Origin of the sequence: Tardiphaga sp. 172_B4_N1_3 (assembly GCF_052076035.1) — a bacterium.
Classification (GTDB): Bacteria; Pseudomonadota; Alphaproteobacteria; order Rhizobiales; family Xanthobacteraceae; genus Tardiphaga; species Tardiphaga robiniae.
Genome location: NZ_CP197238.1, coordinates 225114 through 249165 on the forward strand (window position 1 = coordinate 225114; position 24052 = coordinate 249165).

Consider the following 24052-nt stretch of genomic DNA (forward strand, 5'->3'; position numbering starts at 1 on the left):
CGATTGAGCCTAAAGGCGATCCCGTAAATTATATAATGATATCAATTATATAATTCGCATCTTCAGGCTTATCGAGCACCAGATCGAGATAGCAATGGGCTGGTTCGAACAGGACAGAGAATGATGGTGCCAATCCGGATCAGGACGGATGGTGCCGTGCAAATCAATCCCGAAGCAAAGGCAGGAGTATTTTGCCTTGCCGCTCGATCTCCGCCAGATAGGGCGTGTCGGACAGGATGAAATACTTGATTCCGAGATCGCGGTATTTCTGCAGCGAGCTGGCCACTTCGGATGCCGAACCGACCAGCCAGGTCGTGCCGGCGCCGGCTGCGCCGAATTTTCCCGGTGCCGTATAGAGATTGTCGTCGAGGACGTCGCCGCGGGCCTGCAGGTCGAGCAGTCGCCGTTGGCCGATTGCGATGGCAGGGCCGTGGTCGTTCCAGCCCGCGCCTGCTTTGCTCGCCATGTCGGCAACCTTGGCTTCCGCCGCAGCCCAAGCCTCGGCCGAGCTCTCCCGGACAAGCGTCGTGATCCTGAGTCCAAACTCCAAAGGCGGGAGATCCCGATCGAGGCGCTGACTCAAGGTCTTGAGCCGCTCGATGCGCTGCTTGACGTCGCCAAGCGGCTCACCCCAGAACAGCTGGACATCGGCTTCGGTTGCGGCGACATGCTCGGCCGCGTCCGACGCCCCGCCGAAATACAGCTTCGGATGTCGGCGATTGCCGCGCTGGATGATGCGCGGCGCGGCGGTCGAGTCGGAAACGCGAAAATGTGCGCCGGAATAGGTGACGTTTTCTTCGGTCCACAGCCACCGGACGATGCGCATGAACTCCTTGGTCCGCGCATATCGCTGCGACGCGTCGGCTTCGTCATCCCCATAAGCCGCCAGATTGTCCTTGCCGGAGACGATGTTGATGCGAACCCGGCCACCGCTCAATTGATCCAGTGTGGCTGCGGCAGATGCAAAATGCGCCGGCTGCCAATAGCCGGGACGGATGGCTATCAGCGGCTCGAAACGCGTCGTTCGGGCCGCCAGCACTGACGCGACAGTGAATGTGTCCGGTCTTCCCCAGCCGGTTCCGATCAGCGCGCCTTTCCACCCATGACGTTCCAGCGCTTGCGCCTGGTCGACAAGCGTCTCGACGCTGTTGTGGTTTGGATCGACGACATCGCCGCGGTGACCTGCCTTCACGTCATTCGGGATGTACCAAAGAAAATCCGAACGATCGCTCATGATGTCCTCTGACGATGGGACCGCATGTTTGCGTGCGGCTCACCGTCCCGTGCCGTTGTCAAAATGGGCGCACCGATGTCGCGCCGAACACGATGGCTGCGATCAGCGCAAATGCGCCGTAAACGGCAGCCGTGTGCAGGCGCACCGCTGTGCGGTTCGACGACGCGCGCGCACGGCTATGTAACCGGGCTTCCGCCGATAGTTCACGCATCATCGTTCTCCAACGCAACATTTGCAGATAACAAGGCGATAAATCCGGTCTACGCAAGCGCGTGCCAGAAATAATGATGATCAGCACGCCGGGGCGTTCCGGCGTGGAGTAATATTCTCCATGCCGTCTGCGCCGGGCAATTTTGTTCGTTCGACGCTGATTGTCGTTCTGGTCGGGCGAGGACAGTCTCGAACTCAGCGAGCCGTGGCGATACGGGATTGGCTAGCCTTATGACTTCGCTGGTCCATGAGTGCCTTCGCTGCGCGTTCCGCTGCACGGGCCGATCCGAAATGGTCGCCTTCGAGCGTGTCGAAGGCAGGTTCTGATGAAAAGAAACGAAATCCGCGCTCTTCGGCGACGACGATTCCGGCAGTGCGATTGAAGACTTCGATGACATAGGCATTCGACATGCGCGTTCTGTTCGCCGCCGAGGCAGCGATCCTATCAATGAGTGATGGGATGTTCGGTGTGAGTCGTTACGCCGGAATCAACAACACGCGCCGGTGGCCGCGGACACGCAGCGGCAGGTCACGCGCTTGCGCGACTGGCTCACTACTGTTGTCTCATATGCGGTCATTGCAGGCATTCCGAAGTGCATAATCTGTGTGAGGAATATCCGACGTCGGCGTTCGTTCGTCAATGAAATGGCCATCCAAATTTAGTGGCACCGCAATGACGACGATGCTGCGCGCAGGCATGTGCGGCGAATGAACGGCTGTTTGGCGACGGCAGCAGCCATCCGATCACGGTAAAATCGTTCCGCCGTGCAGCTTGCACAGCCTTGGAAGCTGCGCGCATGCCGGTTCGCGTGCTCGACCGCGATCGTACCGGAAGCGAAGGCATGTGACGTGAGGCCGGCGCGTGAGAAGGAAGCATGGACGTATCGAAAATGCTGCACTTTTGGAATTCCTTGTCCTCGGCTCATGAGTCACAGTTGCAGCAGCGTGAGATCGCAACAGGGGAGCCGCGATGTCGAGGGTTGCCGAGGACGTCAAGCAAGACACAGATCGGGACGGTCCGGCGCCACTTTGGGACCTGGGTACGATCGTTGCCGGGCTGCGCGAGTCCCGCGACGTTGCCCATAATATCTGGCAGCGTGGGCCGAGCAGACGGGCGCCGTCGCGCGAGGCCCTCGCGGAGGTGCTCAAGAGCCTCACCGAGGCATTGTTTCCCCGGCATTACGGCCGCTCCGATTTCGGCACCGAAAGCATCGACGCGTTTGTCGAAGGCAAATTGGGCGCCGCGCTGGATGGCTTGCTCGAGCAAGTCTACCGCGGGCAGACTTTCGTTTCCGACGGCGCGCCGACCGAGCGACATTTTGAGGATGCCGTTACGTTGACGCGCGACTTCGCCGCCCGGCTGCCGGAGATCCGAGGCAGGCTGGTCAGCGATCTCAGGGCCGCCTTCGTGGGAGATCCTGCTGCGACGAGCTTCCCCGAAATCCTGATTGGCTATCCCGGTATGGTGGCGATCATCCATCACCGCGTCGCGCACCTGCTTTACAATCTCGGGGCGACGATGGTGGCGCGGTTGATCGCCGAGTTGGCGCATAGCGCAACGGGAATCGACATTCACCCGGGCGCGCGTCTTGGCGCCAGCATCTTCATCGACCATGGCACCGGCGTCGTGATCGGCGAAACTGCCATCGTCGGCGATCGCGTCCGAATCTATCAGGCGGTAACGCTTGGAGCCCGGCACTTCCCCACCGATCACGAGGGCAAGGCCATCAAGGGCAATGCGCGCCATCCGATCATCGAGGACGATGTCATCATCTATGCGGGCGCGACCATTCTGGGACGCATCGTGGTCGGAAGCGGCTCCACCATCGGCGGCAATGTCTGGTTGACCGAAGACGTACCGCCCAACAGTTTCGTGACGCAGGCATCGGTGCGCAGCAGGATCAGCCCGCGATGATGGTTGGATAGCCGTTGCGCTGGCACGCTGCCGCTGTCGCGACAGGCGCGGCCCGTGGTAGGGCCATGCCACATCGCGTCAGGGAGAACACGCGAGCTGCCCTCCCGCTGGGATTACCAGGCGGCGAGGATCGAGCCGTTGAACTTGGTGCGGATGAAATCCTTCACCGGCTGCGAACGATAGATCGAGATGAATTTCTTGATCTGCGAATCGTCTTTGCGATCGTCACGCGCGGCGAAGACGAGGGTGTAATATGGCTTGGCTTCGACGACGCTGGTCTCGGCCGCAAGTGCCTTGTTGAGGTCCAGGCCAGCGAGATAGGCGTAGTTGGATGACACAAAGGCGGCTGCCACGTCATCGAGAGACCGCGGCAACTGGGCCGCGTCGATTTCAACGATCTGCAGCTTCTTCGGATTTTCAGTCACATCGAGAATGCTCGCCGAGAGGCCGGCATCGGTCTTCAACTTGAGCAGTCCGGCTGTCTGAAACAGCAACAATGCGCGTGCTGCATTGGTCGGATCGTTGGGGATGGCGATCTTGGCCCCGTCGGGAATGTCGGAGGCCTTGGTGTATTTCTTGGAGAAGACGCCGGCCGGCACCAGGATCGATTCATCGAGGGCGGAGAGCTTGTAGCCGCGCGCCTTCGATTGATTGGCGAGATAGAAGCGGTGCTGGAAGTTGTTGAGGTCGATGTCGCCTGCCTGTAGTGCTGCATTGGGCTGGTTCCAGTCGCTGAACTCGATGATCTCCGCCTTCAGTCCCTCTTTCTCGGAAAGCCGCGCGGCCTCGCGAAGAATGTCACCATAGGGCCCTGCCGAAACGCCGACCTTGAGCGGCTTGTCGGCGGCGCCGGCCTGCAGGGCGGGTAACGACAGTGCGAGCGCTGAAAGGGAGAGAATGAGAAATCGAGATGCAGCTTTCATGATGTGTCCAGGTTGGGAATGAAGTGAATGTACCGCGCTCGCTACGATGTCGCAGCGTTCCGGATGGCCTAGAAGAAGCCCTTGGCCGGCAGCGGCGTGCCGTTGACCTCATAGGCGCCGATAGCCTGCGCCTTGTAGGTCACCGGGTTGTGCGACGACAGCGTCCGCGCATTGCGCCAGTGGCGGTCAAGATTGTCGGACTTCTTGGTCGCGGATGCGCCGCCGGCATCGAACAGCAGGCTGCCACTACGGATAGCTAGTTCGTCGACGACTATTTTGGCTTTGGACGATGCGAGGGCGGCATCCAGCGCCGGCTTGGTATCTTCCCGATCAGGGACCTTGCTCGATACGTCAAGCGCGTCGGCCGCGGCCAGTACGGTCGCTTCTGCCGCGAACGCGTTGCTTGCGATCTGGCCAATAGTCTGCTGCAGGATGGGATCCTCGCGCGGGCGAAGCGTGGGCGCGTAATAGAAACTGCGCGCGCGCCGCCTGACCAGGTCGCTGGCGTCACGCAGGATGGCTGCGGCGATGCCGGCATTGATGGCCGTCAGATAGAGTTGCGCGAATGTGTTCTGATAGGCGGCCCCATAGCCGATATTGGGCTGATCGAAGATCAGTTCTGCCGCTTCGACCCGGACGTTGCGGAAATGCGTGGTGCCGCTTCCGGTCAGGCGCTGGCCCGAGCCATCCCAGTCATCGACCAGCTCGATACCCTCGCGCTTGACCGGAATGATCGTGGTCGCGAGTGCTTCATTGCCGTCCGCGACGCGCACCAGCACGTAGTCTGCATAGAGCGTGCCGGTGCTGTAATATTTGGTGCCGTTCAGGCGGTAGCCGTCGCCATCCGGCGTGACGGTGGTGGCGGGAGCGATGTCCCCCACCTGCGAGCTGCCGAGCTCGGTGGTGGCGAGGCCAATGATGGCGCCGGCCGCGACGTCGTCGCGCCACTTGCGATTCTGCGCGCTTGGCGGCGAGGCCAGCAGGCGCTCGACCACGCTATAGTGATTGCGCAGGATATGCGCGACATTGGCATCGGCTTCCGCCAACCTGATGACCGTAGTGAGCAGTTCTCGTACGGTACTGCCGCCGCCGCCGTCGGCTTTGGGAATGCGGAGCGCGCCGATCCGCGATCGGCGGATCAGCTCGATGATGTCGTAAGGCAGAACACGGTCGTGCTCGCGCTCTGCCTCGCCCTGCGCGATGTGATCAAACAATTGTTGCAGATCGGACGAGCCGATCCGGATCGGCTGCGACACGTCGAACGCGTGATGTGGTGTGGGCTTGTTCATGGGATTCTTTCTCGGCGATTCCGGTGGGAGGATCGAGCGGCGACAGAGGCTTAAAGACTGGCCAGATGATCCGAGACGGTGACGGATTCGGGCAGGACCTTTCGCTCGGTCAGCCAGTTCGCTGCGGTTTGCAGCTCTCCGACGAATTTCTTGTCCGACACGGGGATGAGCGTGTAGTTGCGTTTGCGCTCAATGAACTGGTCGCGAATCCGGTCGTCATATTTCGCGACCTTCTGGATGAGATGTTCGGCGTCGGTGGTGTTCTTGTTGACCCACTGCGCTTCCTTCTCATAGGCCGCGTTGAGCGCCCGCAGGATGGCCGGATTGTCCTTCGCGAACTTGCGGGACGTCACGTAAGAGGAGAAGTCGATCTGGAACGGCAGGTCGCGTCCCGCAAGGAAGACGTCGTGAGCCTTGTAGTCCAGCCGCGCGATGTCGACGCCCGGCGACCACATCGACCAGGCATCCACCTTGCCGGATGCGAGCGCCGGCGCTGCGTCCGGCGGGTTGAGATAGACGAATTTCACCTTGGAGCGGTCGACCTTGTGTTTCTCGAGCGCTGCGATGAGCAGGAACTCGCCAAGTCCGGACCGGTTGACCGCGACCGACTTGCCGACCAGATCCTCGACCTTGTTGATGCCGGAATCATCCTTGGCGATGATCGCCGTCGTGCGCGGCTCGTAGAGCACGAATTGGGTGAAGACGAGCGGCGAGCCGGCGATAATGGCCGCCAGCGCGGGCGTGGTGCTACCGCCAAAGCCAAAATCAGCACTGTCACCGGTCACTGCCTGTAAGGTCGGCGCGTGGTTCGGGAATGGGCCGAGCCATTCCACCTTGATGTCATGCTGGGCGAGTGCCTTCTCGAACTCGCCGCGTTCCTTGGCGATCAGCGTGAGGCCATGATAGCCCCAGGTGAGACGGACCTTGTCGGTCTTTCGCCCGGTGCTTTGCGCGATGGCGTCGTCATGGCTGGCGAGATGAATGCCGGCGTAGGCGCTGACACCCGCCATCGCGAGACTGAGAAAATCCCGGCGTGACGATGTGAAGAACGGGTTTGACATGAGAAAACTTCCTGTGAGGTGGAATCAGGCGACCTGGAGATTGGTGGCGACGCCGAGTTCGCGAAGCAGTTGATCGCGGGATGCAGTTGGCTCGCCGTGCGTGTCGGCGCGGTGCTGGGACGCGATCACGCCGTTGCGCATCACCAGAATTCGGTCGGCCAGAGCAATTGCTTCATCGACGTCATGTGTAACGAGAAGAACGCCGGGCTGGTGGCGGGCGACCAGCTCCTTGACCAGCACATGCATGCGAATTCGCGTCAGCGCGTCCAGCGCTGCGAAGGGCTCGTCGAGCAACAGCAGCCGGGGCTCCTGCACCAGTGCGCGGGCGAGGGCGACGCGCTGCGCCTGTCCGCCAGACAGATTACGCGGCCAGTCGTCCAGCCGGTCGCCTAGACCGACCTCAACTAGCGCGGCAGCGGCACGCTTGCGCGGATCCGCGCCGGGAAGGCCGAGCGAGACATTCTGCCAGAGCGTATCCCAGGGCAGTAGCCGATGTTCCTGAAACACCACGGCGGGTCGTCCTGGCGCATCGATATGTCCGCCCTGGATCGGGTCGAGGCCGGCGAGGGCGCGCAGCAACGTCGTCTTGCCACAGCCGCTCTCACCGAGAAGTGCGACGAATTCACCGCGCCCGATGCGGAGATCCAGCCTGTCGATCACCACCCGCGGACCATAGGCGCGCGTCAGGCCGCTCACGGTTACGGCGGTTTCGCTAGATGTCACGGATGTCGGGCTCATGATCGCGCGCCCTTGCCGTAGTTCGGATGCCAGGCGAGCAATTTGCGTTCGAGCAGCCGGGCGATGGAGTCGGCAGCAACACCGATTAGCGCGTAGATCACGATGGTCAGCACGATCACGTCGGTGCGGAGGAATTCGCGGGCGTCCATGGCGAGGAACCCGAGGCCCGATTGCGCGCCGACAGTCTCAGCGACCACAAGCGCCAGCCATGCCGTTGCCAGCGAATAGCGGACACCGGTGAGGATCGACGGCAGCGCGCCGGGCAGGATGATGCGCCGGATCAATTGCAGCGTGGACAGCCCCTGGACGCGGCCAAGCTCGATCAGCTTTGGATCGATCTGTCGAATGCCGAGCGTGGTATTGATATAGATCGGAAAGGCGACGCCGAGGGAGACCAGAAAGATCTTCTGTCCTTCACCGACGCCGAACCAGACGATGACGAGGGGTACGAGGGCGAGGAACGGGATCGCACGGATCATCTGCACGCTGCGATCGATCAACGCTTCGGCAATACGCGAGAAGCCCACCAGCGTGCCGAGGATGAAGCCAATGCTGCCGCCGATTGCAAAGCCTGCGGCCGCACGCAGCAGGCTGACGCCGAGATCGTTCAGCAGCGATCCGGACAGGGTCAGTTTCCACGCCGTGCGTAGCACCTTCGAGGGTGCAGGAAGGACTTGTGGCGACAGCCAACCGGCCTGCGCCAGCGCTTCCCATACAACAATGAGAATAACGGGCGCGATCCAGGACAGGACGATCAGATTTGGCTTCAGGCCGGGTTTGGCAATGGCGGAAGCTTGGCGCGCGGGTGTCGGCGTTGCGGGCGCGCGATACTCCTGTTGAATGACGTAGTCGACGTTGCTCACCCTGCCATCCATTGCTGCAGTTCTGAAATTCAGCGGCGATGATAGAGCAACGAAAAGCGCAGCGTCTTCAGTTTCTTCGGCGAAACCATTCTCCATGCGATATTAGATCAGTTTGATATCCGAGCGACGCGATTGAGAGGTGAACGATCTTTTGCAGTGCTTGTTTTTGGAAAATGAAGCTGCGTGTTGCCTTGAAATTCAATCGGCCCGAAGCGCAATGGAATTTTCTTGTGGTGCTATGCGTCATGCGAAGAAGAAGTTTCTCGTTCGATCCGCGCTATTTTGCCGCTGATGTCGTGAGTGCATGGCGGTGCTTGCATTGTTGTGTGCGGGTCGTCTTATGGCGAGAGCGACGTGAATATGAGGCAGACAATGAGCACGAATCCTCTTCGATTTGGCGTCTGGGCACCGGTGCATGGGCCACGGGCGGCGCATCAGGATACTGAAGAGCCGTATGATGCGTCGTGGGAGCGCAACAAGGCGCTGGTCCTGCAGGCCGAGGCAGTAGGTTACGATTCGACCCTGATCGCGCAGCACACCATCAATCCGCATCAGGAAGATCTCGATCAACTCGAGACCTGGAGCTCTGCAGCGGCGCTGGCTGCGCTGACCAGCCGGATCGAGATCATCGCGGCGATCAAGCCCTATCTCTTCCATCCGGTCGTACTGGCCAAGATGGCACTGCAGATTGAGAATATCAGCCGCGGCCGCTTTGCGCTCAATCTGGTCAATGCCTGGAACAAGCCCGAGTTGGAGAAGGCCGGTATCGGCTTTGCCGAGCATGACGATCGCTACGCCTATGGCAAGGAATGGATCTCGATCGTTGCGCAGCTGACGAGCGGGGAGCGGCTGACGCACAAGGGCGAAAATTTCGACACACCGCTGCGTTTCGGCCTGTCGGCCTTCGTGATCACGCGTGAGACTGACGCAGAAGCCGAACAGGCACATCAGCGTCTGCTGGCGCTCGCCGCGCAGGACGCGCCGATGAAGGCCATTCAGCGGGCCAATACCGATCCCAAGGTCGTGATGATGCAGACGATGCAGAAGTCACCGCGGGTCGGCACCAATGGCGGGACCGCTGCGGGTCTGGTGGGAAGCTACGATACGGTCGCTGCCCGTATCCGCGAGTTCCATGCCGCCGGCATCGAGTTATTCATGCTGCAATTCCAGCCATTGGAGAGCGAGATGCAGCGTTTTGCCGAGCAAGTCTTTCCACGGGTGAGGGGGAAGGCAGCTTTGCTGAAGACCTCGCGCGGTTGAGTTGACACCGCGAAGCGGTCTTGCCGGAAGGCGAGAGCCCCGCTTAGCCAAACCACCACACGAACAGGCTGAGGAACGTCGCGTGTCCCAGTACCAAAACGATCATCTTTCCGAGATACATGCCTTGGTCCCTTCTCCTGTCTACATGGCTGACGCGTTGTCTCTGACTGTATCGAGGCGGAGCGCCTGCAGGGCGTGATCGAGTTGCTGGGCTGGCGTCGCCGTGGCTGCAGTATTCCGGGACGTGTCAGGCTTGGGCTGATGGGCGGCGTGATAGGTCTCGACGGCCGTCGCAAGCGCGAGAGCGCCTGCGATGGCGACGGCGAGACGTGGCGGATGTGGCATCAATTCGACTCCTGAAGACACTCATTAACGCTCCACACAGCGCGCTTGGGAATTCCAAAGTTGGGCCGAACGGTTCCCAATCCTTCTTTCGGAGCGTCGGCCACGAGGCGTAAATGCTTGCAGATGCAAGCGATGTTCCGGGTGCGCAGAAGGACCGACGCCGAACGTTGTTCACGATGATCGTGATCACAACATTAAACATCTTCAATCGATACCGATGCTGAAATCGCATCATCCGTTTTCACGCTGTCGGGAAATGACGTTCTTATTTGAAACGCCCCATTGGCGCGGCGGGTCTCCGGGATCAGATTGAAGCAAATGGGCCGCATGAAATGTGTGATGAGCCCATATCAATCGGGAGAACCATCATGGGACTGCTCAACGAGAAGATCACGGCCGGTGCATTCGTCACCGCGGATCTGAACTACCTGGCACCGATCAATGGCCGCCCTCGCACCTATACATTCGATCCTCCGGTCGGCGAGCCGCGTTCCACTGCGGAGCCGGAGCCGCATGCGGTTGCGATCCATGATGCGCGACCGAGCATCGATCAGTGGTCGCTCGATGAACACGGCTTTGCGGTGGCGCACCAGCACAGCGCGGTCTCCGACTTCTACGATGATGAGAACGTCAAGGGCGTCTACTATCCCGAAGCCGAGAAGCTGCTGAAAGACATCACCGGCGCGAGCCGCGTCTTCATCTTCGATCATACCGTGCGCAAGCGCGTCGATGGCGTCAATGACCGCGGCGAAGGCCCGCGCCAGCCTGTCGCCCGGGTGCATGTCGATCACACCGATAGATCGGGTCCGCAACGTGTCCGCGATCTGCTCCCGGAGGATGCGGAAGAATTGCTCAAGGGGCGCGTGCAGATCATCAATCTATGGCGTCCGATCCGTGGCCCGTTGAAGGATTCACCGCTGGCCGTCGCCGATGCGCGGACCGTTCGCTTTGACGAGCTGGTGGGATCGGATCTGGTCTATCAGCACCGGGTCGGTGAAACCTATGCGGTAAAATTCAATCCGCAGCATCGCTGGTACTACGTACCGGATATGACGCCCGACGAGATATTGCTGCTGAAGTGCTACGATTCGACCAAAGACGGCGTCGCACGTTTCGCTCCGCACACGGCCTTTGCCGATCCGACCGCGCCTGCTGATGCGCCGCCGCGCGAGAGCATCGAGCTGCGCGCGCTGGTGTTCCACGCGCCATAGGGCAGGTTAACGCGACCGTGACTGCTCCCGTCGATCGCGGCGGGAGCAGTCACTATGGTGCTATCACGCTGTGACGGCCGCTGCGGGGCGCTTCGCGTAGCGGCTGGGCGGACGTTCGAGTCCGAAGTGGTCGCGCAGCGTGGTGCCCTCGTAGTCGCGGCGGAAGATGCCGCGCTTTTGCAATAGGGGGACGACTTCGTCGACGAATACGGCCAGGCCCGTCGGGAGTACATCAGGCATCAGGTTGAAGCCATCGGCGGCGCCGGCCCTGAACCAGGCCTCGATATCGTCGGCGATCGCCTCGGGCGTTCCGACGATGATGCGATGGCCGACCCCGCCGCCCAGCGCCTTGAGCAGTTGCCGCACCGTCAGATTATCCTTGCGGGCCATGGCGACGGTGCCCTTGAACATCGTCTGGTTGGCATTGGCCGGCAGTGGGATGTCCGGTAGTGGCTTGTCGAGTTCGAGGATATCGGGCGAGACATGCAGTGTTCCCGCCAGGCGGGACAGGCTGTACTGGATCGGTACCAGGTCCCACAACTCATCCTGCCGTCGCTGTGCTTCGGCCTCGGTGCTGCCGATGATGGTCGCGAGGCCCGGCAGGATCACGATAGAATCCGACGGGCGGCCATAGGCGACGGCCCGCGCCCGCAGATCACGCGCATAGGCGACGCCATCCTCGATCGATTGGGACAGCGTGAACACCGCATCGGCCTGCGCCGCGGCGAGGTCGCGGCCGTCGCTTGAACCGCCGGCCTGCACGGTGATCGGCCGTCCCTGCGGCGAACGCGGCACGGTCAGCGGACCGGCCACGGTGTAATGCGTGCCGCGATGATCGATGGCGTGGACCTTCGATATATCGACGAAACGCGCTGTCGCCTTGTCGCCGACAAAGGCGTCGTCTTCCCAGCTGTCCCACAGCGCATGCACGACTTCGGCGAATTCCTTCGCGCGCTCATAGCGCAAGCCGTGTTCGAGCACGTTCGAGAGGCCGAAATTGCGGCTCGCAGAGGCGTCCGCCGTGGTCACCGCATTCCAGCCGACGCGGCCGCCGCTTGCATGGTCGAGCGTCGCGAAGCGCCGTGCGATGTTATATGGCTCGTTATAGGTCGTGGATGCGGTGGCGATCAGGCCGATATGCGTGGTCGCGGCAGCCACGCTAGCCAGAACGATTGTCGGCTCCATGGATTGAAATGGCCGCAAGTCGATGCGGTCGGTGATGGCCGGCGTGTCGGCGAGAAAGATCGCGTCGAATTTTCCGCGCTCGGCGATCTTTGCGACGTTCACATAATGCTGCACGTCGTAGAATGCGCCGGGATCGCTGTCAGGCAGCCGCCATGCCGATGCATAGACCCCGGAATGGAGCAGGTTCACGTTGAGGTGCAGTTTGCGTTCACTCATGGAGCATTCCTGATGGGCGGGGCGGAGAGCGATCCAGTTGTCTTTGGGCTTGCGCGTATGACATTCGCCCACTGATCGCATCGCATCGCGAATGATCTTTCAAACTTGATGTCGCGACGGTGAGATCGCGTGAAGTGCATTGTCTTTGCGCGGATTGCAGATTTAGATCGCGCTACAAATTGCTACCGCGTTGCAGCGCTCAGATGAAGTGGCAACTCCATGCCATTGATCACTTCAGAAAATGCGAGACGTTGCTGCTGCGGTTGGTAGTGAAAAACACCAACGGACGGTCCCCAATGAGGAAGATTAGTATTTCGCCACGCACTGCGATCGTCATCGCGTCGGTCATGCTGGGCGGACAGCTTGCGCAGGCGCAGGAAGGCAAACCGGTTTCCGGCGGCGCCATTACATGGGGCGTTGCGACCGAACCGAGCTGCTTCGATCCGCATCGCGCCTCGCAGCAGGCTGCATTTTTCGTGGCGCGCAACTATATCGACTCGCTGGTTGGCAAGAAGACCGATGGCAGCTTCGCGCCATGGCTGGCGACTGAGTGGTCGATCTCGCCGGACGGCAAGGAATATACGTACAAGCTGCGCGAGGACGTCGTCTTCCACGACGGCGAGAAGTTCGACGCGGCGGCGGTGAAGGCGAATTACGATTTCGTCAAGAAGCCGGAAAACGCCACCAATGCAGTCGCGCTGCTGCAATATTTCGATCGCGCCGAAGTCGTGTCGCCCTATGTCGTCAAATTGATCCTGACGCAGCCGGATTCGACGTTCCTGGAGTCCACGTCCAACGTCAAACTGGGCATCATCTCGCCAAAGGCCCTCGCCAAGGGCGACCTGTGCGGCGGTGGGCCGCTGCTGGCGGGCAGCGGGCCGTTCGTATTCGAGCGCTACAGCCGCGGCCAGTCGGCGGTGTTCGTGCGCAACAAGGATTACAAGTGGGGGCCGGGGTATGCCGCGCATACCGGTCCGGCCTATCTCGATCGCGTGACGCTGCGGTTCTTGCCGGAGGCCGCGGTGCGGGCGGGCGCGCTGACGTCGGGGCAGGTCGATCTGATCGAAGGCGTGCAGCCGACCGATGTGGCGCTGTTCGCGGATCAGGCCGAGTTCAAATTGCTGACCGGCCCGTCCGGCGCCAGCACGTCGTTTACGTTCAACATCAACTACACCATTCCGCCGGCGGATGACGTGCGGGTCCGGCGCGCGCTGCGTGACGGTTTCGATCTCGAGCCGCTGGTCAAGCAGGTCTATCTCGGCACCGTGCCGCGTGCATGGTCCATCATCGGCCCGGCCAATCCGGCCTATAACAAGGCGCTGGTCGGTGCGTGGGGCAACAATATCGCAGGCGCCAACAAGCTGCTCGACGAAGCCGGCTGGACCGGCCGCGATTCTGAGGGCTTTCGCACCAAGAACGGCGTACGCTTGAAGATCGACGTCGGCTATCCGCAGCCTTACGTCCGCGACAATCGCGAAGTGCTGATCCAGGGCATCCAGGCCGCGCTGCGCAAGAATATCGGCTTCGATCTCAACCTGCGCATCATCACCGCTGGCGAATATGCCAAGAACAACGCCAACGGCAACTGGACGATCTATCCGAACACCGACAATCCATCGGATCCGGCGCGGGAGTTGTGGGACATGCTCGGCTCCAAAGGGTTTCTGTATTCCAACATCGCCAATCCGGATCCGCAGATTACGGGTCTGATCGATGAAGCGCTGCGCTCGACCGATGTGACGAAGAAGCGTGCTCTCACCGATGAAATCCAGAAGCTCGGCGTCGATCAGGCCTTCATCGTGCCGATGTTCGCTCCGAGCTGGTTTCTGGCGGCGAAGAACAACGTCAACGGGCTGAGCTTCGAGGCGGGTCTGGACTCGCCGTCGAGCGCCTATGACTTCTGGCTGGCGAAGTAGACGAGATCATGTGGTCTCGTATCATTTCCAGATTGCTCACAGGTCTCGTGGTGGCCTGGGCAAGTGTGACGGCGGCGTTCCTGGCGCTGCACGCTTTGCCGGGACGCATCCAGGATATCCTGGCGGGCGATCTGGAATATCCAGGGCTGCGCGAGGCGATTGCGGCGGAGTGGGGGCTCGATCGCAGTCTGCCCGCGCAGTACCTGGATTTTCTTCTGCGCATCCTGCAGGGCGATTTCGGCACGTCCTATGTGCTGCGTCAGCCCGTCACCGAGGTCGTGGGATCACAACTGATGCCGACCGTGCAGCTTGCGCTGCTCGGCGGACTTCTGGCCATCGTGATCGCAGTCGCGCTGGCGCTGTTGACGGCCGGCCGTGGGCGCATCTCGCGCCAGATCGCATCCTTTCTGGAACTGGTACTCGCATCGACGCCGGTGTTCTGGCTCGGCATTCTGCTGCTGATGGCGTTCTCGTTCACGCTGCGCTGGTTTCCGGTATCCGGCGCTAGCGGCTGGAAATCGATTGTGCTGCCGTCGCTGACACTGGCATTGCCGACGGCGGGCCTCCTGGCGCAGGTGCTGCGTGAGGCGATGGAGAAGACGCTCGATCAGCCCTTCGTCACCACGGTGCGTTCGCGCGGCGTCGGCGAGCTCGTGATCCGCGCGCGCCATGTGCTCCGGCATGCCTTGCTGCCGGCGGTGACGCTCGGCGGCTGGCTGATCGGCGGACTGCTCGGCGGCGCTGTGATCACGGAGAAAGTCTTCGGGCGTCCGGGTCTCGGCACCGTGACGCTCGGCGCCGTGCTGACCCATGACGTGCCGGTGGTGCTGGCCGTGGTGCTGCTGGCCGCTTTCATCCATGTCGCCGCGTCGACCTTGCTCGACATCCTGTATCTGCTGATCGACCCGAGACTGAGGGCGCAATGAACGTGCAAACCCGTCCGCTCGCGGACCTGTCCATCGCGCTTGACCCGCAGGTTAACCCGCCCGGTGCGGTGGAACCGGTGACGACGGCCGCCGTGATCGCGCCGCGATTGCTGTCGCCGGGCCTTGCGATCTCGCTGGCGTTCCTGTTCGTGCTGCTTCTTGCCGCGGCATTCCCACGCGCCTTCACCCAGTTCGATCCGCTGATCGGCGATTACGCGCTAGGGCTGAAGGCGCCGAGCTGGGAGCATCTGTTCGGCACCGACCGGCTTGGCCGCGACGTGTTCGCGCGGACTATCCACGGCACGCGCTATTCACTGTTGATCGGGCTCGGCGGTATGGCGATCAGTCTTGCCTTCGGCATCGTGCTTGGCATTCTCGCCGGACAGCGCAACCGTTTCCTCGACGAGGCGACGTCGCGCGTGTTCGACGTGCTGTCGTCATTCCCCGGCGTGTTACTGGCGATGCTGGTGGTCACGTTTCTGGGACAGGGTATGCTCAACATCGCCATTGCGGTGGGCATTGCCGGCATCCCGAAATTCGGCCGGGTGATCCGGGCCCAAACGCAATTGGTGCGCGATGCCGATTATGTGACGCATGCCGTCGTCTACGGCCTCGGCCGCTGGCAGATCTTCATCCGCCATGTGCTGCCGAATGTCTTGGTCGCGGTGCCGGTAATCGCGACGGTCTATATCGGCAACACCATCCTCGCGGTGTCGGGCCTCAGCTTTCTCGGCCTCGGCCCGCAGCCGCCGACGCCGGAATGGGGCGTGATGCTGGCGGAGAGCCGCGACGTGCTGCGCGTGGCTTGGTGGCCGGGCGTATTTCCCGGCCTCGCCATCACGCTCACGGTGATCGCCTTCACGCTGGTCGGCAATGCCATCCAGAAACGATTTGAAGGACGGCTGGCATGACGGAAAAACCATATCTGGTCGTTCCACAGCCCGATGATCTGCTAATCGATATCGAGGGCCTCTCCATCGGTTTTGCCGGCGCCAATGACGGCGTGCCTATCGTCCGGAACTTCGACCTGACGATCCGCCGCGGCGAATGCGTGGCGCTGGTCGGCGAATCCGGATCGGGCAAGAGCATTACGGCACGCAGTCTGCTCAACCTGTCCGGCGATGGGGCCGAGGCCAACGCTGATCGCTTCCTGATCAAGGGCCGCAATGCGTTGCAGTTTCGCCAGTCCGACTGGCGCAAGCTGCGCGGCACGGTCACGGGCCTGGTCATGCAGGACGCGCTGGTGTCGCTGGATCCGCTGCGCACCATCGGCCAGGAAGTCGGCGAGGTGCTCTCCGCGCATCGGACATTACGTGGGCGACACACTGTCGCCGCACGTGTCACCGATGTGCTGCGCAAGGTCGGCATTCCCGATCCCGAACATCGGGCTACGCAATATGCGCATCAGCTCTCCGGCGGTTTGCGCCAGCGTGCGCTGATCGCCTCGGCCATTGCGGCCGACCCGGATCTCATCATCGCAGACGAACCGACCACATCGCTGGACGTCACCGTCCAGGCGCAGGTGCTCGCCGTATTGGCCGAGCGCGTGCGGGAAGGCGCCGGGCTACTGCTGATCAGCCACGATCTCGCAGTCGTGGCTGGAATCGCCGATCGAGTGATCGTGATGCGCGACGGCCGCATCGTGGACAGCGGAGCCACGGCGGATGTCTTGCGCCGTCCGCGCCATCCCTATACGCGCCAGCTTCTTGCTGCGATCCCATCCGCTGATTCAAAAGGACATCTGCTCGCCTCCGCCCGGTTTGACGTCGCCGCCGCCGAAGGCGGCGGCACCAACGGGTCTATCATCGTCCGCGAGCCGCTTCCGGCCCGCAAGCCATCGGATGACGCCGTGGTGCTGCAGGTGGACGGCATATCGAAGCGATACGTATCGCGGCGGACGTCTGGCCGCGAGCCGCCGCTTCCGGCGCTGGATCGGGTCAGTTTTGCTATGAAGGCCGGCGAGGTTGTCGGCATCGTCGGCGAATCCGGATCTGGCAAGTCGACCTGCGCCAAGATCGTGCTCGGATTGCTCGCGCCGGATGAGGGCGAGGTGCGCCTGCTCGGGCAGCGCTGGTCCGGGGTGGCGGAGGCCGAGCGGCGCGCGCTGCGCGCAAGGCTGCAATATATCCCGCAGGATGCCCTCAGCAGTTTCGATCCGCGCTACCGGGTCGCTGATGTGATTGCCGAAAACCTGACCGGCGATGCGCGCGCAAAGCGCGACCGCATCGTCGCGCTGCTCGAGCAGGTCGGGCTGAACGCCGGTCATCTCGGTCGTTATCCGCGGTCGCTGTCGGGCGGCCAGCGGCAGCGTGTCTCCATTGCACGTGCACTGGCAGCGGAGCCGGACGTCATCGTTTGCGACGAGCCGGTGTCGGCGCTGGATGTTTCGATCCAGGCGCAGGTGCTGGACCTGCTGAGCGAACTGCAGGCGCGCCTCGGTACCGCGCTGCTTTTCATCTCGCATGATCTCGGCGTGGTCCAGCATATCGCCGATCGTGTGCTGGTGTTTCACCGCGGGCGGATCGTCGAAGCCGGACCGGTCGATCAGGTCTTTTCCAACCCAGCCGATGACTATACCAGGGCCTTGTTGTCATCGATCCCCGCGATCGAGAGTGCCTTCGTGCGTTCGTCTGCCAATGCGGCGATAGCTGGCCCTTCGACGGCACGATCGGTTTGAACGGAACGACAAGACGGCTTGAAATACTCTACGACGCCGGCACCCGTTTGCCGGTCGTGCGGTTTCGGAATGGCCGTGGCGGGTGCCGTGCCGTCTCGGCTTTCGCTGCCAGCGTATCGACCAGGTGGTGCGCGGCCGGCCACGCGCCATAACCCGACGCGATATTGATGTGGCCGGCATCGCCCATGTTGACGAAGTCCGAGCCCCAGCTCTCGGCCAGCATGCGCGCCCGTTGCAGCGACATGAAGGGATCGTTGCTGCTGGCGACGACGATGCTCGGAAACGGCAGGGATGTCGTCGGCATCGGTGCAAAGTTGCGCAGTTGCGGGAATGCGTCGGTGTTCGTTTCCACATCGGCCGGTGCGACCAGAAGTGCGCCGCCGATTTTGATGTCCGGCACCCGCAGCGCTGCATGGGCAATGAGGATACAGCCGAGGCTGTGGGCGACTGCGATCGCGCCGGGATTGGCATCTGCGCTCGACAGAAGTCGCTCCACCCAGCGATCGAGCACAGGTGCGTCCCAGTCGTCCTGCTCGACGCGGCGCGCAAACGGCGTATGGCTCTGCAACAGGGTCTGCCAGTGGCCGTCCGGCGAGCCGTGAAGGCCCGGAATGATCAGAGCGCCCCGCATGCGTCGATCCCTCTGCTGTTTGGTGCCAGCCCGAGCGCAAGGCCGATGTCGCGTCGTTCGGCTGTTACTCCGCGGCGATAGCGGATGGCAGCGCGGGGCGGAACGAGGAGGCTGGATGCGGCGCCTGCAGCCGTGCGTGACCGGCACCGAACAGTTTTTCGCGAAGCGTGCCGGGCGCATAAGCACTCTTGTAGATGCCGCGCCGGGTCAGTTCCGGCACCAGCAGATCGACGATGTCCTCGAAGCTGCCCGGCGAGATCGCGAAGGCGAGGTTCAAACCATCGACGTCGGTCTGCGCGACCCAGTCCTCGATGGCGTCAGCCACCTGTTCGGGCGTTCCGACCACGATTGGCCCGATGCCGCCGATGCCGACATGCTCGGCCACCTCGCGCACCGTCCAGGTGCGATCGGGATCGGCGCGGGTGATATTGTCCATCGCCGTGCGGCCGGCCTCGTTGTGGACGTGCTCCACCTTCTGGTCGAGCTCATAGGTCGAGAAATCGGCGCCGGTCCAGCCGGACATCAGCGTCAGGGCGCCCTCATGGTTGATGTAGCGACGATACTCCGTATGCTTCGCGGCGGCTTCCTCCTCGGTGCGGCCGAGGATCACCGTCATCATGCTGAACATCAGGATTTCCGACGGGTCGCGCCCGGTCTCTGCCGTAAGCGCGCGGATCGCAGCGACGCGCGGTGCGATCACCTTTGCGGACGGACCGGACATGAACACGCATTCGGCATGTTGTGCGGCGAACAGTTTTCCGCGCAGCGACGTTCCGGCCTGATACAGCACCGGCGTTCGTTGCGGTGACGGTTCGGAGAGATGGATGGCGTCGAGCGTGTAGTTCTCGCCATAATGCTGGACGCGGTGAACACGCGACGGCTCGGTGAAGATGCCGCGCGCCTTGTCGCGCTGCACGGCGTCGTCTTCCCAGCTGCCTTCCCACAGTTTGTAGACGACCTCCATATATTCTTCGGCGACGTTGTATCGGTCGTCATGGGCATTCTGGCTGGCCTTGCCCATGCCCTTGGCGGCGCTGTCGAGATAGCCGGTAACGATGTTCCAGCCGATGCGGCCATCGGTGAGGTGATCGAGGGTCGACATCCGGCGGGCGAATGGATAGGGCGGCTCGTAGGACAGCGTACAGGTCACGCCGAATCCGAGATTATCGGTGACGGCAGCCATCGCCGACACCAGCAGCAGCGGGTCGTTGACCGGCACCTGCGCGGCATTGCGCAATGCCGCGTCCGGATTGCCGCCGAACACGTCGTAGACGCCGAGCACATCTGCAAGGAAGAGGCCGTCGAAACGACCGCGTTCCAGAGTTTTGGCCAGATCGAGCCAGTAGGGCAGGCGATTATAGTCGCTGGAGCGATCGTCGGGATGCGTCCACAGGCCGGGCGACTGGTGCGCCACGCAGTTCATGGCGAACGCGTTGAGGCGAATCTGCTTGGTCATGTGGTGTCCTCCAGATGCCGCGGCGTCATTGCGCCGCTGGGATCAAGGCTGGTGGCGCATCAAACTTTTGCGGTCGCCCGGCGGTGATCTGCGAGTGGCTCTCCGAACGGGCCGGTATTGGCGCGGAACTGCCGGACATTGCTGGTTTGTTGCAGCGACAGCAGCGGGAATACCAGTTCGGCAAACCGATAGGCCTCTTCGAGATGCGGATAGCCGGACAGGATGAACGTATCGATGCCCAGGTCCTGATATTCGCGGATGCGTGCGGCGACGGTGGCGGGATCGCCGACCAGCGCCGTGCCGGCGCCGCCGCGCACCAGGCCAACGCCGGCCCACAGATTCGGGCTGACCTCGAGCCGGTCGCGCCGGCCGCCGTGCAATTGCGACATGCGCTGCTGGCCGACGGAATCCATTCGCTCGAGAATTTGCTGCGCGGATGCGATCGTGTCGTCGGTGAGGTGTTCGATCAGTTCGTCGGCGGCCTTCCATGCCGCCTCGTTGGTATGGCGGACGATGACATGCAGCCTAATGCCGAACGTGATCTTGCGGCCGCGCTGCTCGGCGATCCCGCGCACGCGTGCAATCTTCTCCGCCACCTGCGCCGGCGGCTCGCCCCAGGTCAGGTATTTGTCGACGGTATCGACGGCGACATCGATGCCGGCATCCGACGAGCCGCCAAAATAGAATGGAGGATGGGGCGTCTGGATCGGTGGATAGAGGATGCGGCCGTCTTCGACCGTGATGTGCTTGCCCGCGACAGTGACGGCTTCGCCGGCGAGCTCCCGCGCGTAAACATTCAGAAACTCACGGGTGACCTCATAGCGTTCGTCGTGATCGAGGAAGACGCCATCGCCCTTGTTCTCGACGGCATCGCCGCCCGTCACGATGTTGATGAGCAATCGTCCGTTGGTCAGGCGATCCAGCGTGGCAGTCATGCGCGCTGCTACTGTGGGCGACTGCAGTCCGGGTCGCACGGCGACGAGATAGCGCAATCGCTCCGTCCACGGCGCGATGGCCGATGCGATGACCCAGGAGTCTTCGCAATTGCGCCCGGTCGGGAGCAGGGCCCCGTAATAGCCAAGCTTGTCCGCAGCACGCGCAATCTGCCGCAGATAGTCGAAGTCGACCTCGCGCGCACCGGCCGTGGTTCCGAGATAGTGGCCGTCGCCGCTGGTCGGCAGGAACCAGAGGATCTTGAGAGCGTCGTCGACTGCGGTCATGGCGCGGGTGTCCCGGCGGCGTCGGCTACGGCAATGGCTTTCGGGATCAGTCCGAGCGCGAGAAACGTATCGGCCAGTTGCTGCTGCTCGGTGATGACCTTGCGATCAATCGGCTTGATCCCGTAGGCCTGCCGCTTGAGCGCGACCTCCAGTACAGGAACCGGCAGGCCGACCGACGGGCTCAACTGCTCGGCCACGGCCTTGATGTCTGTCTTGGCCCAGTCGTCGACTTCCCGCAGGCCTTCGAGAATCGCATCGACCACCTTGGGATCGGATTCCAGGAATTTCTGCGATGACAGATAGAACTGGTAATTCGACACGGTATCGGTGCCGTCGGCGAGAACCGTCGCCTCGATAGCGGCTTCAGCGGCTGCCTGGAACGGATCCCAGATCACCCAGGCATCCACGGCTCCGCGCTCGAACGCCGCGCGCGCGTCAGCCGGCGCCAGGAACACCGGGGTGATGTCGGAATATTTGACATTGGCTTTCTCCAGCGCCTTGACGAGGAGATAGTGAACGTTGGAGCCCTTGTTGAGCGCGACCTTTTTCCCCTTCAGCTCGGCGACCGATTTGATCGGACTACCTTTCGGCACCAGGATCGCTTCGCCCTTGGGCGCTGGCGGCTCGTAGGCGACATAGCGGATCGGTGCGCCAGCGGCCTGCGCGAAGATCGGCGGCGCCTCGCCTGTGTTGCCGAAATCGAGCGCACCGACATTGATCGCTTCCAGCAGCGCGGGGCCTGCCGAAAACTCCGTCCATTTGATGTTCCAGCCAAGTGCCTTCAGGCGTGGCTCAAGGCTGCCTTTGCTCTTCAGCAGAACCAGCTTGCCGTATTTCTGGAAGCCAATCCGGACGGTCTTCTCCTGCGCGTGTGCTGATCCGGAGCCGATCAGCGCGGGAGCGGAGACGACGGCCACGCCGAGACCCATGGCGATGGCGGCTTTCAAGATCATTCGTCTGGCATGCATTGTCGTTGTCCTGCATTGGGGCGTGAAAGGCACCATCACTGATGACGCATTAGAGTCCCAAGCAAGCGATCTGGGGAATTCCAAAAACCAGGACGATCATGGGTTGATCGCTCTGCACAATGCCGCCATCCGGAGAACGTTGTGCTTCCGGTATTGCCGCCGCAGATTGCTCGCTCAGGCCTGCTCCTGGCCCCAGCGCTCCACCGTGATCCGCGTCAATGTACGAAAGATGACTCCTTCGACGACGAGGCCGATCAGGATCACCGTCAGCAGTCCCGCGAACACGCTGGCCGTCTCCAACTGTGCACGGCTGGTGTAGATGAACCAGCCGAGACCGCCGGAGCGCGCGCTGACGCCGAACACGAGTTCGGCAGCGATCAAGGTCCGCCATGCGAAGGCCCAGCCGATCCGCAGGCCCGACAGTATTTGCGGGAACGCCGCAGGCACCAGGATCTCCACGACGAAACGACCGCCGGACAGGCCGAGATTGCGACCTGCCATCCGCAGCGTTGGCGGCACGGCGAGGAAGCCGCCATAGCAGGCCAGCGCCACCGGCCACAGCACCGAATGGACGATGACGAAGATCAGGCTCGGCGTACCGATGCCGAACCACAGCAATGCAACGGGCAGCAGCGCGATGGCGGGAAGCGGATTGAACATGGATGTCAGCAGCCCGAGCGCTTCGTTGCCCCAGCGTGACAGCGCGGCGAGGGTGGTAAGGATCGCGGCGACGGCGACGCCCAGCGCATAACCGGTGATCAGGACGCGCAGCGACGTCAGGGTGCGGTCCGGCAGTTCACCGGAGACGATAGCCGCCCACAGCGCCGACAAAGTCGCGCCCATGGTCGGCAGCAGCAGCGCATTGTCCAGCCAGCGTGCATAGAGCTCCCAGATCAGCGCGAAGCCCGCGAGGATCACGGCACGGCGCCACGGCGTACCATCGAACACGCGCCGTAAAGCGGGCGCGCGCACCAGTTTCGGCGCAGCGATATCAGACATGTTCGGTTTCCGGATCGGCGAAAACGCTCTGCTGGATCTGTCGTTCCAGCTCGGCGAAGCGCGCGGTGCCGCGGATGCGGGTGTCGGGCGGCACGTCGAATGTCGCGGCCAGCCGGCCGGGATGCGGCGTCAGTGCGAGGATGCGGGTGCCGACGCGGATCGCCTCGTCGATGCCATGGGTGACGAATAGCGCCGTGCTCCCGGTCTCCTCGCACAGCTTAAGCAGTTCGTCCTGCATCTGTCGACGCGTCAGCGCATCCAGTGCAGCGAACGGCTCGTCCATCAAGAGCAATGCAGGCTCGAGCGCGAAGGCACGAGCAATGGCGACGCGCTGCTTCATGCCGCCGGACAGCGTATGCGGATAGGCATCGACGAAATTTTTCAGCCCAACCCGTCCGAGCCAATGACGCGCGACATCCTCCGCCTGCCGGCGCGGCAGCGACTTGCCGCGCTCCAGCGCGTAGCGGACATTGCCCAGCACCGTGCGCCACGGCAGCAACTGGTCGAACTCCTGAAACACCGTCATGCGGTCAGGGCCGGGGCTGCCGATGCGCCGGCCGTGCAGGCGGATCTCGCCGGCGCTGGGCTTCAAAAAACCGCCGACGGTACGCAGCAGCGTGGACTTGCCGCAGCCGGACGGGCCGAGCAGCACCAGCCGCTCGCTGGCCGAGAGTGTGAAGCTGACATCCTCGACAGCCGTGAGGATGCCGTCGCGGGTGGGATAGCTGATACTGACATGATCCAGCGCCAGCAGCGGCGCCGTTACGGCGTCACCGATGAAGTCAGCCGATCGCGGCGCGACGTTCACG

23 protein-coding genes are annotated in these 24052 nt (G+C 62.5%); 7 read left to right on the plus strand and 16 right to left on the minus strand.

The window, feature by feature from the left end:
- Nucleotides 1–163 precede the first annotated feature (163 nt).
- From AB7783_RS01050 to AB7783_RS01060, 3 genes are all read right to left on the minus strand, one after another.
- Nucleotides 164–1234, minus strand: coding sequence for an LLM class flavin-dependent oxidoreductase (locus AB7783_RS01050; RefSeq protein ID WP_441276543.1), 1071 nt, complete (start codon nt 1232–1234; stop codon nt 164–166).
- Nucleotides 1235–1292: 58 nt separating this feature from the next.
- Nucleotides 1293–1532 carry a hypothetical protein gene (locus AB7783_RS01055; protein WP_441279782.1) on the minus strand — a complete coding sequence of 80 codons (240 nt, stop codon included), beginning with the start codon at nt 1530–1532 and terminating at the stop codon, nt 1293–1295.
- Nucleotides 1533–1639: 107 nt separating this feature from the next.
- A complete protein-coding gene (locus tag AB7783_RS01060) occupies nt 1640–1855 on the minus strand; it encodes a hypothetical protein (protein ID WP_068738647.1) in 216 nt (71 codons plus the stop codon).
- Between the two features lie 559 nt (nt 1856–2414).
- Between AB7783_RS01060 and epsC the strand changes: the two genes are divergently transcribed.
- Nucleotides 2415–3359 carry a serine O-acetyltransferase EpsC gene (gene epsC, locus AB7783_RS01065; RefSeq protein WP_441276544.1) on the plus strand — a complete coding sequence of 315 codons (945 nt, stop codon included), beginning with the start codon at nt 2415–2417 and terminating at the stop codon, nt 3357–3359.
- A 113-nt stretch (nt 3360–3472) separates the two neighbouring features.
- Here epsC and AB7783_RS01070 read toward each other — a convergent pair whose 3' ends face one another.
- From AB7783_RS01070 to AB7783_RS01090, 5 genes are all read right to left on the minus strand, one after another.
- Entirely contained in the window at nt 3473–4282 is an 810-nt protein-coding gene (locus AB7783_RS01070; protein ID WP_441276545.1) for a MetQ/NlpA family ABC transporter substrate-binding protein, read from the minus strand.
- A 68-nt stretch (nt 4283–4350) separates the two neighbouring features.
- Nucleotides 4351–5571: an acyl-CoA dehydrogenase gene (locus tag AB7783_RS01075; RefSeq protein ID WP_441276546.1), complete on the minus strand. Its 1221-nt coding sequence runs from the start codon at nt 5569–5571 to the stop codon at nt 4351–4353.
- Nucleotides 5572–5621: 50 nt separating this feature from the next.
- Entirely contained in the window at nt 5622–6632 is a 1011-nt protein-coding gene (locus AB7783_RS01080) for an NrtA/SsuA/CpmA family ABC transporter substrate-binding protein (RefSeq protein WP_441276547.1), read from the minus strand.
- 24 nt (nt 6633–6656) lie between these two features.
- Nucleotides 6657–7370: an ABC transporter ATP-binding protein gene (locus AB7783_RS01085; RefSeq protein ID WP_441276548.1), complete on the minus strand. Its 714-nt coding sequence runs from the start codon at nt 7368–7370 to the stop codon at nt 6657–6659.
- On the minus strand, nt 7367–8155 hold the full coding sequence (locus tag AB7783_RS01090; RefSeq protein WP_315844353.1) for an ABC transporter permease subunit: 789 nt from the start codon (nt 8153–8155) through the stop codon (nt 7367–7369). The genes AB7783_RS01085 and AB7783_RS01090 overlap by 4 nt, the downstream gene beginning before the upstream one ends.
- A gap of 450 nt (nt 8156–8605) precedes the next feature.
- Here AB7783_RS01090 and AB7783_RS01095 point away from each other — a divergent pair, with 450 nt between their 5' ends.
- Nucleotides 8606–9493: an LLM class flavin-dependent oxidoreductase gene (locus tag AB7783_RS01095; protein WP_441276549.1), complete on the plus strand. Its 888-nt coding sequence runs from the start codon at nt 8606–8608 to the stop codon at nt 9491–9493.
- Nucleotides 9494–9634: 141 nt separating this feature from the next.
- On the opposite strand, the gene AB7783_RS01100 is transcribed toward AB7783_RS01095, so the two are convergent.
- Nucleotides 9635–9838, minus strand: coding sequence for a hypothetical protein (locus AB7783_RS01100; RefSeq protein WP_441276550.1), 204 nt, complete (start codon nt 9836–9838; stop codon nt 9635–9637).
- A gap of 368 nt (nt 9839–10206) precedes the next feature.
- Between AB7783_RS01100 and AB7783_RS01105 the strand changes: the two genes are divergently transcribed.
- Nucleotides 10207–11049, plus strand: coding sequence for a CmcJ/NvfI family oxidoreductase (locus AB7783_RS01105; RefSeq protein ID WP_184514243.1), 843 nt, complete (start codon nt 10207–10209; stop codon nt 11047–11049).
- Between the two features lie 63 nt (nt 11050–11112).
- On the opposite strand, the gene AB7783_RS01110 is transcribed toward AB7783_RS01105, so the two are convergent.
- Nucleotides 11113–12450 (minus strand): LLM class flavin-dependent oxidoreductase, encoded by a 1338-nt coding sequence (locus AB7783_RS01110; protein WP_441276551.1) that lies wholly within the window; start codon nt 12448–12450, stop codon nt 11113–11115.
- Between the two features lie 296 nt (nt 12451–12746).
- Between AB7783_RS01110 and AB7783_RS01115 the strand changes: the two genes are divergently transcribed.
- From AB7783_RS01115 to AB7783_RS01130, 4 genes are read left to right on the plus strand one after another with little or no spacing between them, the layout of a single operon-like run.
- Entirely contained in the window at nt 12747–14366 is a 1620-nt protein-coding gene (locus AB7783_RS01115) for an ABC transporter substrate-binding protein (protein ID WP_441276552.1), read from the plus strand.
- Nucleotides 14367–14374: 8 nt separating this feature from the next.
- Entirely contained in the window at nt 14375–15292 is a 918-nt protein-coding gene (locus AB7783_RS01120) for an ABC transporter permease (protein WP_441276553.1), read from the plus strand.
- Nucleotides 15289–16203: an ABC transporter permease gene (locus tag AB7783_RS01125; protein ID WP_441276554.1), complete on the plus strand. Its 915-nt coding sequence runs from the start codon at nt 15289–15291 to the stop codon at nt 16201–16203. Before AB7783_RS01120 ends, AB7783_RS01125 begins: the two co-directional genes overlap by 4 nt.
- Nucleotides 16200–17969: a dipeptide ABC transporter ATP-binding protein gene (locus tag AB7783_RS01130; protein ID WP_441276555.1), complete on the plus strand. Its 1770-nt coding sequence runs from the start codon at nt 16200–16202 to the stop codon at nt 17967–17969. Before AB7783_RS01125 ends, AB7783_RS01130 begins: the two co-directional genes overlap by 4 nt.
- A 28-nt stretch (nt 17970–17997) precedes the next feature.
- Here the strand turns inward: AB7783_RS01130 and AB7783_RS01135 are convergent, their stop codons facing one another.
- From AB7783_RS01135 to AB7783_RS01160, 6 genes are all read right to left on the minus strand, one after another.
- Nucleotides 17998–18600, minus strand: coding sequence for an RBBP9/YdeN family alpha/beta hydrolase (locus AB7783_RS01135; RefSeq protein ID WP_184514252.1), 603 nt, complete (start codon nt 18598–18600; stop codon nt 17998–18000).
- A 64-nt stretch (nt 18601–18664) separates the two neighbouring features.
- The gene (locus tag AB7783_RS01140) at nt 18665–20056 is read right to left on the minus strand and encodes an LLM class flavin-dependent oxidoreductase (protein WP_441276556.1); all 1392 of its coding nucleotides are present in this window, start codon (nt 20054–20056) and stop codon (nt 18665–18667) included.
- A gap of 59 nt (nt 20057–20115) precedes the next feature.
- Nucleotides 20116–21276: an FMNH2-dependent alkanesulfonate monooxygenase gene (ssuD, locus tag AB7783_RS01145; RefSeq protein WP_441276557.1), complete on the minus strand. Its 1161-nt coding sequence runs from the start codon at nt 21274–21276 to the stop codon at nt 20116–20118.
- Nucleotides 21273–22205, minus strand: a complete 933-nt coding sequence (locus tag AB7783_RS01150) for a sulfonate ABC transporter substrate-binding protein (protein WP_231081183.1) — start codon at nt 22203–22205, stop codon at nt 21273–21275. Before AB7783_RS01150 ends, ssuD begins: the two co-directional genes overlap by 4 nt.
- A 213-nt stretch (nt 22206–22418) precedes the next feature.
- Nucleotides 22419–23243, minus strand: coding sequence for an ABC transporter permease (locus AB7783_RS01155; RefSeq protein WP_441276558.1), 825 nt, complete (start codon nt 23241–23243; stop codon nt 22419–22421).
- A complete protein-coding gene (locus AB7783_RS01160; RefSeq protein WP_441276559.1) occupies nt 23236–24051 on the minus strand; it encodes an ABC transporter ATP-binding protein in 816 nt (271 codons plus the stop codon). The genes AB7783_RS01155 and AB7783_RS01160 overlap by 8 nt, the downstream gene beginning before the upstream one ends.
- Nucleotide 24052: the final 1 nt, after the last annotated feature.